Origin of the sequence: Enterococcus sp. HMSC072F02 (assembly GCF_001837725.1) — a bacterium.
Lineage (GTDB): Bacteria > Bacillota > Bacilli > Lactobacillales > Enterococcaceae > Enterococcus_B > Enterococcus_B lactis.
Window position 1 is genome coordinate 63,847 of the sequence record NZ_KV833928.1, and the last position, 11,995, is coordinate 75,841.

Annotated in this window: 11 protein-coding genes; 9 read left to right on the forward strand and 2 right to left on the reverse strand. The window is 36.1% G+C overall.

Going from position 1 to position 11,995, the window contains the following annotated elements; translation table 11 throughout:
- Window positions 1-7 precede the first annotated feature (7 nt).
- From sufD to sufB, 4 genes are read left to right on the forward strand one after another with little or no spacing between them, the layout of a single operon-like run.
- On the forward strand, window positions 8-1,294 hold the full coding sequence (sufD, locus tag HMPREF2731_RS03730; protein ID WP_002312073.1) for a Fe-S cluster assembly protein SufD: 1,287 nt from the start codon (window positions 8-10) through the stop codon (window positions 1,292-1,294).
- Window positions 1,291-2,526 (forward strand): cysteine desulfurase, encoded by a 1,236-nt coding sequence (locus HMPREF2731_RS03735; RefSeq protein WP_070872343.1) that lies wholly within the window; start codon window positions 1,291-1,293, stop codon window positions 2,524-2,526. The genes sufD and HMPREF2731_RS03735 overlap by 4 nt, the downstream gene beginning before the upstream one ends.
- Complete coding sequence (sufU, locus tag HMPREF2731_RS03740; protein WP_002308248.1) at window positions 2,513-2,983, forward strand: Fe-S cluster assembly sulfur transfer protein SufU; 471 nt, start codon at window positions 2,513-2,515, stop codon at window positions 2,981-2,983. Before HMPREF2731_RS03735 ends, sufU begins: the two co-directional genes overlap by 14 nt.
- Before the next feature lie 4 nt (window positions 2,984-2,987).
- A complete protein-coding gene (gene sufB, locus HMPREF2731_RS03745) occupies window positions 2,988-4,379 on the forward strand; it encodes a Fe-S cluster assembly protein SufB (RefSeq protein WP_002313372.1) in 1,392 nt (463 codons plus the stop codon).
- A gap of 97 nt (window positions 4,380-4,476) precedes the next feature.
- Here sufB and HMPREF2731_RS03750 read toward each other — a convergent pair whose 3' ends face one another.
- Window positions 4,477-5,619, reverse strand: a complete 1,143-nt coding sequence (locus HMPREF2731_RS03750) for a tyrosine-type recombinase/integrase (protein WP_002295169.1) — start codon at window positions 5,617-5,619, stop codon at window positions 4,477-4,479.
- Between the two features lie 50 nt (window positions 5,620-5,669).
- Window positions 5,670-6,467, reverse strand: coding sequence for a helix-turn-helix domain-containing protein (locus tag HMPREF2731_RS03755; RefSeq protein WP_002295173.1), 798 nt, complete (start codon window positions 6,465-6,467; stop codon window positions 5,670-5,672).
- A gap of 193 nt (window positions 6,468-6,660) precedes the next feature.
- Between HMPREF2731_RS03755 and HMPREF2731_RS03760 the strand changes: the two genes are divergently transcribed.
- The 5 genes from HMPREF2731_RS03760 (at window position 6,661) to HMPREF2731_RS03780 (ending at window position 10,922) form a co-directional block, all read left to right on the forward strand.
- Window positions 6,661-6,963, forward strand: a complete 303-nt coding sequence (locus HMPREF2731_RS03760; protein ID WP_002313373.1) for a helix-turn-helix domain-containing protein — start codon at window positions 6,661-6,663, stop codon at window positions 6,961-6,963.
- Between the two features lie 156 nt (window positions 6,964-7,119).
- Window positions 7,120-7,917 carry a helix-turn-helix domain-containing protein gene (locus tag HMPREF2731_RS03765; protein WP_002313374.1) on the forward strand — a complete coding sequence of 266 codons (798 nt, stop codon included), beginning with the start codon at window positions 7,120-7,122 and terminating at the stop codon, window positions 7,915-7,917.
- Window positions 7,914-8,123 carry a hypothetical protein gene (locus HMPREF2731_RS03770; RefSeq protein ID WP_002313375.1) on the forward strand — a complete coding sequence of 70 codons (210 nt, stop codon included), beginning with the start codon at window positions 7,914-7,916 and terminating at the stop codon, window positions 8,121-8,123. Before HMPREF2731_RS03765 ends, HMPREF2731_RS03770 begins: the two co-directional genes overlap by 4 nt.
- Window positions 8,120-10,690, forward strand: coding sequence for a pLS20_p028 family conjugation system transmembrane protein (locus HMPREF2731_RS03775; protein WP_002320200.1), 2,571 nt, complete (start codon window positions 8,120-8,122; stop codon window positions 10,688-10,690). The genes HMPREF2731_RS03770 and HMPREF2731_RS03775 overlap by 4 nt, the downstream gene beginning before the upstream one ends.
- Before the next feature lie 13 nt (window positions 10,691-10,703).
- Window positions 10,704-10,922, forward strand: coding sequence for a hypothetical protein (locus HMPREF2731_RS03780; RefSeq protein ID WP_002316493.1), 219 nt, complete (start codon window positions 10,704-10,706; stop codon window positions 10,920-10,922).
- Window positions 10,923-11,995: the final 1,073 nt, after the last annotated feature.

Sequence of the window (11,995 nt, forward strand, 5' to 3'; positions counted from 1 at the left end):
AGCAAGAATGAAAGAAAAAAACTGGCTCGATTATCTTGACGCGGTAAATGATTTTTCTTTAAGTAAAGGCGAACCTGATTGGATGAGAACCTTCCGTCAAGACGCACTAACAAAAGCAGATGAACTGCCATTGCCGCATATCGATCGGGTGAAATTCCATCGTTGGTCGTTATTCGATGTGAAAGAAACACAAACTATCAGTGAAACAGGCACGATTCCAGCATTTGATGCAATGAAAGACAATCCTGTGCTTGTCCAACAAGGTTCATGGACGATTTTTGAACAACTACCTGTGGAATTAGCAGAAAAAGGAGTCATTTTTACCGACTTGTCTACTGCAATGATCGAATACCCAGAACTAGTCCAAGAATATTATATGAAAAAAGCAGTAAACATGGACGAAGACCAATTGACTGCACTCCATGTAGCTTTTATGAACAGCGGTATTTTCCTGTATGTGCCTAAAAATGTCGTGATCGATGAACCACTCGAGTCCTTATTCATTCAAGATGGCGCATCCGATGAGCACTTCTTCAAGCATGTGTTGATCGTGGCAGATGAACATAGTGAATTTTCTTATCTGGAACGTTTCCAGACAACCAAAGAACAAGTAGCAAAATCATCAGGTAATATCATCGTGGAAGTCATCGCTAAAGCTGGTTCAAAAATCAAATATTCAGCTGTAGATCAATTAGGAGAGAATATTACTTCTTATATGAATCGCCGTGGGCACATTTTACGAGACGCTTCTGTCGACTGGGCAATTGGTGTCATGAATGACGGTCATGTGATCGCTGACTTTGATTCAGATTTAGCAGGAGAAGGTGCACACGCAGAAGTCAAAATCGTGGCGATCAGCTCGGGCAGACAAATCCAAGGAATCGATACACGAGTAACCAATAAAGCACCTCATACGATCGGGCATATTTTGCAACACGGAGTGATCCGAGAAAAAGGAACATTGACCTTTAACGGTATCGGCCACATCCTGAAAGGAGCAAAAGGTGCAGATGCTCAACAAGAAAGCCGTGTCTTGATGCTTTCTGACAAAGCACGTGGTGACGCGAATCCTATTCTTTTGATCGATGAAAACGAAGTAACTGCTGGACATGCTGCCAGTGTAGGACGAGTTGATCCAGAAGAAATGTACTATCTGATGAGTCGAGGATTGCATAAAGAAGAAGCAGAGCGCTTAGTGATTCGAGGATTCCTCGGTTCTGTCTTAACGGCAATCCCTGTAGAACAAGTTCGGAAAGAATTAGTCGAAGTAATCGAAGGGAAGTTGAATGGATGATCGATGCTAAAAAGCTACGCAATGATTTTCCTATTTTATTTCAAGACGTCAATGATGAACCTTTCGTTTATCTGGATAATGCAGCGACGACCCAAAAGCCAAAACAAGTACTCCAGGCATTAGCGCACTATTACGAACACGATAACGCCAATGTTCATCGCGGTGTCCATACGTTAGCAGAACGCGCGACCCATGAGTATGAACAAGCAAGAGAAAAAGTACGAGCGTTCATCCATGCAAAAGAAACAGCAGAAGTGCTGTTTACACGTGGTACGACGACAAGTTTGAATTGGGTAGCCAGAAGCTTCGGCGACCGCTATATCAAAGCAGGAGACGAGATAGTGATCTCTTACATGGAACATCATTCTAATGTTATCCCATGGCAGCAGTTGGCAAAACGAACAGGTGCCGTCCTGAAATATATCGAACTAACAGAAGAAGGCTTCCTGGATATGGAGGATGCAGCGAAAAAGATTACGGACAAAACCAAAATCGTCTCCATTGCTCATGTATCCAATGTTTTAGGTGTCATCAATCCTGTTCAAGAATTAGCTGAACTTGTCCATGAAAACGGTGGGGTCATCGTAGTAGATGGTGCACAATCTGCCCCACACATGGCCATTGATGTCCAAGCACTAGACTGTGATTTCTTTGCTTTCAGCGGACACAAAATGTGCGGACCAACAGGTATTGGTGTTTTATATGGTAAACGAAAATGGTTAGAAGAAATGGAACCCGTTGAATTTGGTGGCGAAATGATTGATTTTGTCGAATTATACGACAGTACATGGAAAGAACTACCTTGGAAATTCGAAGCAGGGACACCAAATATCGCTGGCGCTATCGCATTAGGCCATGCAATCGATTATTTGCAAGAACTCGGCATGGACAATATCCATCGATATGAAGAAGAACTAGCCGCTTATATGTTGCCAAAATTACAAGCAATCGATGGATTGACTGTTTATGGTTCGCAAGACCCGAAATTTCGGACAGGAGTTGTTGCGTTCAATTTGGATGGGTTACATCCCCATGATGTCGCGACAGCTTTAGACATGGAAGGGGTAGCCGTTAGAGCAGGTCATCATTGTGCGCAACCGCTATTGAAGTACCTTGAAGTATCAGCGACTGCTCGCGCCAGCTTTTATTTCTACAACACGACGCACGACGCCGACCGTTTAGTTGAAGCAATCATGGCAACAAAGGAGTTTTTCCAACATGGGACTATCTAAATTAGACAATTTATACCGTCAAGTGATCTTGGATCATTCTTCCCATCCGCATCATCGTGGAAGCTTGACCGACTCGACAAGCAAGATTGAATTGAACAACCCCACATGTGGAGATGTGATCGAATTGCAAGTCGATGTAAAAGACGGAATCATCAAAAATATCGCCTTTGACGGCAGCGGCTGCTCCATCAGTACGGCAAGTGCCTCGATGATGACAGACGCCGTCATTGGAAAATCAATAGAAGAAGCAGAACATTTAACTGTAGACTTTCTACAGCTTGTCCAAGGAAAAGAAGTCCAAGATCCCGACCAATTAGGCGATGCTGCTATGCTTGGTGGTGTAGCTAAATTTCCCGCTCGGATCAAATGTGCGACACTTGCCTGGAAAGCACTAGGAAAAGCAATGGAAAACGATGGTACCGCAGCTTTCCATCATTACCACAAGGAAGAGGAGTGAGAACATGGGCGTACCAGAATTAGAAGAATATAAATTCGGGTTTCACGATGATGTCGAACCGGTTTTCAGTACAGGAGAAGGCTTGACAGAAGAAGTGATCCGTGAGATGTCAAGAATCAAAGGCGAACCAGAATGGATGCTTGAATTCCGTCTGAAATCTCTAGAAACATTCAATAAAATGCCAATGCAAACATGGGGCCCCGACCTTTCAGACATCAATTTCGATGCCATCAAATATTACCAAAAACCAAGTGACAAACCCGCTCGTGACTGGGAAGACGTACCAGAAAAAATCAAAGATACATTTGAAAAGATTGGTATCCCAGAAGCTGAACGAGCTTATCTAGCCGGTGCTTCCGCACAATATGAATCAGAAGTCGTGTACCATAATATGAAAGATGAATTCGAAAAATTAGGAATCGTCTTTACTGACACTGACTCTGCTTTGAAAGAATACCCTGAATTATTCAAAGAGTACTTTTCAAAACTTGTACCGCCAACCGACAACAAATTAGCAGCGCTGAATTCAGCCGTATGGTCAGGTGGAACCTTTATTTACGTGCCAAAAGGCGTCAAAGTCGATGTTCCATTACAAACGTACTTCCGGATCAATGCGGAAAACACGGGGCAATTCGAACGTACGCTGATCATCGTTGACGAAGGAGCAAGCATCCACTATGTCGAAGGCTGTACGGCACCTACTTATTCAAGTAATAGTCTGCATGCCGCCATCGTAGAAATCTTTACAAGAAAAGATGCGTATTGCCGTTACACCACGATCCAAAACTGGTCAGACAATGTGTACAACTTAGTAACCAAACGAGCAAAAGCATACGAAGGCGCAACCGTTGAATGGATCGACGGAAACCTAGGTGCAAAAACAACGATGAAATACCCAAGTGTTTACTTAGATGGAAAAGGCGCACGAGGCACCATGCTCTCCATCGCCTTTGCAGGAGCAAACCAAATCCAAGATACGGGTGCAAAAATGATTCACAACGCACCAAACACTTCTAGTTCCATCGTCTCTAAATCAATCTCAAAAGACGGCGGTGAAGTAAACTATCGAGGACAAGTAACCTTTGCCAAAAACAGTGCGGGTTCGATCTCTCATATCGAATGTGACACGATCATCATGGACGAATGGTCGAAATCCGATACGATCCCATTCAATGAGATCCACAACAGCCAAGTCTCTTTAGAACACGAAGCCAAAGTCTCAAAAATCTCAGAAGAACAACTCTACTATCTGATGAGCCGAGGCCTGACCGAATCTGAAGCAACTGAAATGATCGTCATGGGCTTTGTTGAACCATTCACCAAAGAACTTCCAATGGAATATGCAGTCGAACTCAACCGATTGATCAGTTATGAGATGGAAGGGTCTGTTGGATAATAACTATTTCATTGCTCGAAACGTTGATATTAAAGCGTTTCGAGCATTTTTTTATTTGCATTTTAATAGTTGGCTACGTTTTTGGCTACGTTTGGAATTATTCGCCCATAAATTTTGCAAATCGGTCACCTGTTTTCTTAATAGATTGTGGTGTGACATGAGCATAGATATTCATGGTAGTTTTAATATCTTTGTGACCTAATCGTTCTTGTACTTCTTTTATCGACGCACCACTTTCAAACAATAAGCTACAGTGGGTATGCCTAAATCCATGTGGAGTAATTTGAGGCTCCATCGGTGTCTTTTTGTAAATCCAGTCTAACCAATCGTTTACTACTTGGGGGTAGTACAGCTTGTTTGTGTTTGTAGTGAAAAGAAACTGCTTTGGTGAATTCGTGTTATAGCCATATAAGATCATTATTTTCATTTGTTCTTGTTGCCAAATACGCAGTTGTTTAAGTGTAAAATCATCAAGCTGAATCGTTCTTGATGAATTTTTAGTTTTAGGTACTTGTAGAACTACTTGATTAAACTCGTCTTGAGCGATAGTTTTACCAATTGTTATTGTTTTATTGAAATAGTCTATATCTTCCCATTGAAGCGCCAATGCCTCGCTTTTACGCATTCCTGTATAAGCTAATAAACGGAAAAAAGTGTACAGTTTAACTGAATTATTTTCTTTAGTATTCTTTAAAAATAGTTGTAATTGATCTTTCGTATAAAACTTCAAGGGTTGTTCTTCTTCAATTTTTCTTGGAAGCAATGTTTTAGACATAGGATTATCTTTACAGACTTCCATTGCTACTCCAAATTTAAATATTTGAGCAGTTGTTTTTCTCAAGAAACCATATTGTTTTAATGTTTTGTGCCATTCATTAACCTGTTTTTGACAATAACTAACACTTATTTTATCCAATCGTAATTCCCCAAAAGCAGGTAATATATGGTTCTTGCAAAAACGTTGAGCAACGGCAACGGAAGATGGTTTTACTCTCGTTCTGTAGTTATCAATCCATAATTCATATAACTCTTGAAAAGTTGTAACATTGATTTTAAACTCTTGTTTTTCTTTAAAGTCTACAAGTAGTCTATTAAGTGCTATTTGTGCCTCAGCTTTTGATTTGAATCTTCTACGCTTTGTACGTATATCTTTTCCAGTCTTGGGATCTTTTCCTAAATAAGTTTCAAATCCCCAATATTTTTCGCCATTTTGTAATTTATAACTAAAAAATGTGGCCATTTGATTCTCTCCTTACTTTATGATTACAGGTAGAGAAGTTATTTGAAGAATCAATTGCTTTTAAATTTATCGTGATTATTAGTTAGAAATTTTGCGACTATACTATTTTTCTCATATGGGAAATTGTATTTTTTGCTAAGATCAGAAATAAATTTTTCTGTTTCAAATTGGTTTTTAGTAATTTTATAAAAGAAATCCTCGACAGATGAATACTGTGAAATATCTTGATAGGCTAAGTCCATTTCGTTTAATAGCTGTTTTGAAGAATCAATCAGTATTTCTTTTTCACCGTATTTGAAATCCCCATTTCTTATCTTATCTTGAAGTCTACTGTTGGCTCTTTTGAAAAATAGCTCTTTAGAGATAGAGTGTTTTTGACTAGCATACTCTTCGATAAGAGGATTGATATCATTAGCAAGTATCTCATTTAGATAAATTTCAAAATCTTTTGAGTAATATTTTGAAAATATATTTTTTATTATAGGATTCAATAACTCATAGTCTTTATCTAGCGAAAACGTATCACTATATCTTTCTTGAATATCATTAAAGACTTTGTGAGGTATCTCTGGGAAGTCCTTAATATATAGCTCATATCCTGAATCTATAAGGTATGAAGCTATGTATTCTTCCAAAGTTCCCCATTTAATCCAGTCTGCACTAGTGTTTCCAATATTTGCAATTGTTAAAAGCCTATTTTTATTGGGTAAAGACACACCTCTAAGCCAATTATTAACGGAACTTATTGGTGTGTCTCCAATTAAATCACCGAATCGTTCTAATGTCAGACCTTTGGATTCGATAATTTTTCTAATACGTTCACTAGTTAACGATAGATTAGGTTTCATAACTAAGCCTCCTTTTTCTGATTTATTGTAACATATATTGCTATCATTTACTAAAATTTATTAAAAATGTTGACAATGGAATTTCTATAAGATATTATAAAATAGTAATTTTTAGTAATTTTTTTGTTGCTCATTACTAAAAATTACTATTTAGGTAGAGAAGTTATAGAACAATCAAAAAGGAGAGGTTTTTGTGGAAGCAATAAAATTAATGATCTCAGAAGAGCAGGAGGAAATGTTTCTGAAGCAGTTTTATCAAATTGCTACAAAAGCTATTGAAAAGGCTCAAGAAAATGCTGGTATGACAAGGGAATATCTCAATCAAAAAGAAATGGCAGAATACTTAAATGTGAGCGAAAACTTTTTAAAAAATGCTGTAAGAAATGAGGGATTACCTGTGGTTGAATTGGGGGCAAGAAAATTTTATTCGAAAAAGGCAGTTAATGAGTTTATGTTTGCTCGAATGAAGAGAGGTGAAAGTTTTGAGAGAAGATGAAATAACAAATTTAGTATTGAAAAGAATTGAAAAATATATAAAAAAGAGTGCTCCCGATAGTTTGCAGACGAAGGGGAACACTCGATAATGAATAAAGTTCTAAGAAAACTTTATTTGACTACATTTTAACATACTTTAAAGATAGGGAGAAAGTATATGAGTGATGAACAAAAGATTCAAAGAAATTACTATGCTATCATCCTCGCTAATGTTAGATATGACCGAGACTTAATTCCAAGTTCAAAGCTTTTGTATGGTGAAATCACTGCTTTATGCAATGAAAAAGGATTTTGCTGGGCGAAAACACAGTATTTTCAAGATTTATACGGCGTTAGTAGGGTATCTATTCAAAAATGGCTTAAATCTTTAGAAGCAAATGGCTACATTTCGAGAGAAGTTATATATAAAGAAAATTCGAAGGAGGTAGATAAAAGAGTTATAAGAATTGTTAACACCCCTGACAAAGAAAAGTTAGCTACCCCGCTAACAAAAGTTAACACCCCTAGCAAAGAAAAGTTAACAGAGAATAATACATCTAATAATACAATTAATGAAGAAGAGGATATTAATATAAAAGAAATTTACACTAAGGTTAGTGTTCTTTATGAAGAAAATAATGACGATGGTCGAAAATTATTACAAGTGTATCACTATTTGAAAAACGCTAATGTATATATAGATGATATCAGAAAAATCATTGAATTTTTATATGAAAATACTCAGTATCTTAACGCTCAATGCATTATAACACAACATAAAGCATGTGTTTTTCAAGCGAAAACAGACGAAGGACTATTCGATTACGCAAAATTTTTTCTAAATGGACTTCAAATTAGATATAAAAATCAGCTTTTAGAAAATATAGAGACTACAGATCAATTCAATAAAGCATTCGGAATTAAAGAGTTACCTAAAATCCCTATGCATAATTGGTTAGAAGGAGAAAAAACATGATTAAAAATCGTCTAATAGATCAGATTTGGTGTCTTGATCAAAACACTGATACTCTCGAACTAATCGAGAGTATCTGCTTCAACACAGTAGTTCTCGATTTAAGAGCTGAAAATGACAACTGTGTAACTCATGTCATAATTAATCAAAAAATGGCTCAGCAGCTCTCTGAGAGTCTTAGAAAATGGGCTGAAGGGGAAAAACTATGAAAGCAATTAAAGAAAAAATCGTTAGTAGAAAAATAAACTGGTTAGCACTCAGTGTACTTGTTTTAATGATTAGCGTTGTTTTTACAAGTAATATTGTTGAAGCTAGCATTTTCAATTGGTTTGATGACACAAAAAGTCAAACAGAGTTTTTGAATAATTCTCTTTATAGACCTTACCTGAAAAAATACAATGGAGATTTCCTTAGTCAGTTTGGGTTTTGGCTTGGATGGGCTGTGGTAAAAGGTATGTTTACTGTGACTGATTCGATTCAAAATATGATTCCAGATGTGCTAGATTTGTTCAATTTTATTGAAAGTACAGGGCTAAATAACGTTTATCAATCAGTCATGAATACAATTGTCGTTGGATTAATGATCCTTTCATTGATGTTTGTTGGCTACAAGATGATTACTGGAAAAGGAACAATAGATTTAAAATCTGTTGCAATGAATATAGTGATGTCTGTAGCATTAATTCTTTTAATGCCAACGATGATTTCTAGCGGTATTCAATTTTCCAAAATATTTTACAATGATGCTACTACGATTACAAATTCAGATGACGGAGTCGCTTGGTCATTGATAAAACAAGGAGTAACAGATTTGGCATATATTAATAAAACAGATCAGTACTCAAGCATTGATAAAACGGAGGATCGGAATAAGTTAACACGAAAAAATTTTCAACAGACGGATCTCACACAAGTGTTGACGAATAAAGTGATTGATAAATTGGAAAAAGAAAATCCAGCTGCGGATAATCTTCGCTATGAATTAGTTGAAAATTCTAATAATGAATTTGTTGCCACAAAGTTTTCTGATAACTTTTTATCAACATTTTCTGATAGCTTGAAATCAGGCTATTATCGCTATCAAGCAAATCTTTGGGGGATTTCGATTGGGTTGACAGCGTTGGCAATCGCATACGTGTTTAGCGCGTTTGTCATTATTACAGCAATACTAGAACTTGCATTTAAACGCGTGTTAGGTGTTCTTGTTTTTGCAACAGATATTGAAACAGGACAGCGTTCAAAAGTTGTTCTATCAGATATTCTACAGTGCTATTTGACAGTAGGCTTTCAAGGATTTGGACTATCCATGTTTGCTATGTTTATCAATTTTCTGAACTCAGGACAAGGTATCTCAACAAATATTTTTATAAAAACAATTGCTTATATCTGTGCCGTTTTTGTTTTAATCAAAGGCAGTGGAACAGTCATGAGATACTTTGGTGTTGATATTGGACTCAAAGAAGGCTATGGGCAACTTGCTTCTGCTTTTGGAATGGGCGCAATGCTATTTAGAAAAGGATCAAATGGATTTAATCGTGCCAAAGGAAGCGGAAATGGAAATGGATCAGACAGCGGAGAAGGAGAAGATCGAAAACCAGAAAAGAATTTCGGCGAAACTCTATCAAAAAAAGCTGGCAAAACTGGAAGAGCTTTGGGATATGCCCATGAACGTGGATTATCAGGTTTAGCTTCATATGGAGCTACAATGGCTAGTGAAAGAGCAACAAAACCATTTAAAAGTATGCGTGATATAGCTAATGATACCAAGAATAAGTTCAAAGAAGGTTTAGATGATGGTACAGTGTCCGCTATTAATAAAAATAGCAAACCTATGTTAGCTAAAAATAAAGAAGATGAAACTGGAAAATATGCTGATTCCATGCCAACACGTCTTTCGGATAGAAAAGATGGTGCTAAGGTTGAAAATGCCGATAGAATTATGTCTAGTTCTGAACGTATGCGTGAAGCAATGAAAAATAATGCTGAATCGAATAATAATCCTGTAAGTGCAATTCAGCAAAAAGTCCAACAAGATATTGAAGAACGTAAAAATGCTATGCACGGTCAAGCTAAGTCTGCTGAAGAATTAATTAATCAGAAGCGACAGGAAGCGAAATACACGCCTGAAGCAATGAATCGTGAGGAAATGTTAAGGAAACGTGTAGAAGGGCGTACAGGCGCTAATATGGACGAAAAAGAAGCGTTGACCAAAGAAAGAATCCATGAAGCTAAAAATTCAAATACCGGATTAGAAAAATTGGTCAAAGAAAATCTACAAAATTCTACAAGTAGTCAAGGTGGCCGATCAGTAGATGTCCGAGAAAATATTCAAGGTTCATTGAATGGTCATGTCGGACGGAATGTTGATGTAAGAGAGAATTTACAAAGTTCTTCAAATGGTCAAGGTACTAAGACAATTGATGTTCGAGAAAATCTGCAAAGTAGCAGTACAAGTCAACCAAAAACAGTAGATGTCCGAGAAAATGTACAAAGTTCTACAAGTAGTCAAGGGTTCAAAACAGTAGATGTTCGGGAAAACGTTCAAAAAGATAGTGGAGAAATGAAAGAAAAAACACAAAAAATCAATATCGTTGAAGAAAGAAAGTCAGCGAAAAAATTTGATTCAAATCATGAAACAGTGATTATTGATAGTGAAATCCGTGAAAATGATAAGGGATCAAAACCAAGACGAAGATTCACTTATGAAGATAACGAGTTGTTCAGAGATACATTTAATGATCCTAATCCACTTTTCGATAGTCTATTAAAAAAATAAAGAGGTGATTGTCATGCAATTAATTCTGCAGCTTAGTACGCATGATTTCTTAGAACTTGACGAATTATGTGAATCAGTAAAGAACGCAACAAATGAAAAAATCACGGTCACTAATTATATTGAACTGATGATTCAAGATGAATTGAAGATGAAATGTGAGATAAAAAACAATTTTAAATATTGTTATCTAGAAAAAAGTGAAGAGAAAATCCATGAATTAAATGGTTTTTAAAAATTGTATTTGACATGAATTTATGGCAAAGAATTAGTGGGGATTAAACGATTATTCTCTTCCACTTCAGAGAAAGAATGGGTTAAAGAGCTAGAATACGTAGAGCAATATTGACAACATATAAGGGAGCTATTGTTGAAAAATGGATAACAAAAAAGTAAAGAGAGATTTACATCTATCAGATTAAAAGTGATAGTATGCCCTATGAAACCTAAAAAAGAGTTGAACCTAATGTATATCGGTTCAACTTTTTTTATTTGTATATTGAAAAAATATCACCGAAGTGACGAATGAAACTGTGACCAAAGTAAACAAGAAAATAAATTTTGTAAATAAAATAAAGTAGTATAAAAAGATATTGATGAATCCAATCAAAACTTAGAATTTCAAACGCTAGATAATCAAACAGATAAAAAAATGAAATCAGTTCTATGCGTACGACTAATAAAAATAATAAATTTTAAATAGAAGAAAATGGAAATGAAATCAAATAATTATGAAGAAAAAACAAAGCACTTAGAAAAGTCTGCAAGCAAATTTGAGTAATCGAGATCCAATTTTTTTAAGGAAGTTTAGCAAAAATATGTAATTCTATTGTCACTATTAAAGAGAAAGTTGGAGCGGAATATAAAGAAAAGAGAAAAGCAATTAAACGCAAAAAAATGTAGAACTTAAAAAATATAAAGAGGAACAACCGTTAAATTTAGGAATGATGTTGTGTAAACATTATAATTGCTATGATATAAATGAAGTGTTAAAGAAAGTAAATTTAAACCAATTTTGTGAATAGAAAAGAGAGTGGCAAGCTTTATCTTGCCACTCTCTTTTTTTGTGCGTAAAAGCTTTAGTCACTATGACCAAAACTACGGACGAAACTATGACCAAAAGTAGGTACTATATTATGACCGAAAATAGGTCCAAAATGGATTTTTTTATGATATCAAAAAAATATGAAGTGATTTTGTAAAGAAAACCAGTTGGCACAGCCAACTTAGCCACCTTCCTGTAGGAAGGTGCTATCAGTTTTCCCTTATGCTCTTTTCTTGGAATGGCAACAGTTTTTTTGACAAATT

Excerpts from the sequence above, each read along its gene's own strand:
- HMPREF2731_RS03750 (WP_002295169.1), bottom strand. The coding sequence starts at position 5,619 with ATGGCCACATTTTTTAGTTATAAATTACAAAATGGCGAAAAATATTGG.
- HMPREF2731_RS03775 (WP_002320200.1), top strand. The coding sequence starts at position 8,120 with ATGAAAGCAATTAAAGAAAAAATCGTTAGTAGAAAAATAAACTGGTTA.
- HMPREF2731_RS03735 (WP_070872343.1), top strand. The coding sequence starts at position 1,291 with ATGATCGATGCTAAAAAGCTACGCAATGATTTTCCTATTTTATTTCAA.
- sufD (WP_002312073.1), top strand. The coding sequence starts at position 8 with ATGAAAGAAAAAAACTGGCTCGATTATCTTGACGCGGTAAATGATTTT.
- sufU (WP_002308248.1), top strand. The coding sequence starts at position 2,513 with ATGGGACTATCTAAATTAGACAATTTATACCGTCAAGTGATCTTGGAT.
- HMPREF2731_RS03780 (WP_002316493.1), top strand. The coding sequence starts at position 10,704 with ATGCAATTAATTCTGCAGCTTAGTACGCATGATTTCTTAGAACTTGAC.
- HMPREF2731_RS03755 (WP_002295173.1), bottom strand. The coding sequence starts at position 6,467 with ATGAAACCTAATCTATCGTTAACTAGTGAACGTATTAGAAAAATTATC.
- sufB (WP_002313372.1), top strand. The coding sequence starts at position 2,988 with ATGGGCGTACCAGAATTAGAAGAATATAAATTCGGGTTTCACGATGAT.
- HMPREF2731_RS03765 (WP_002313374.1), top strand. The coding sequence starts at position 7,120 with ATGAGTGATGAACAAAAGATTCAAAGAAATTACTATGCTATCATCCTC.
- HMPREF2731_RS03770 (WP_002313375.1), top strand. The coding sequence starts at position 7,914 with ATGATTAAAAATCGTCTAATAGATCAGATTTGGTGTCTTGATCAAAAC.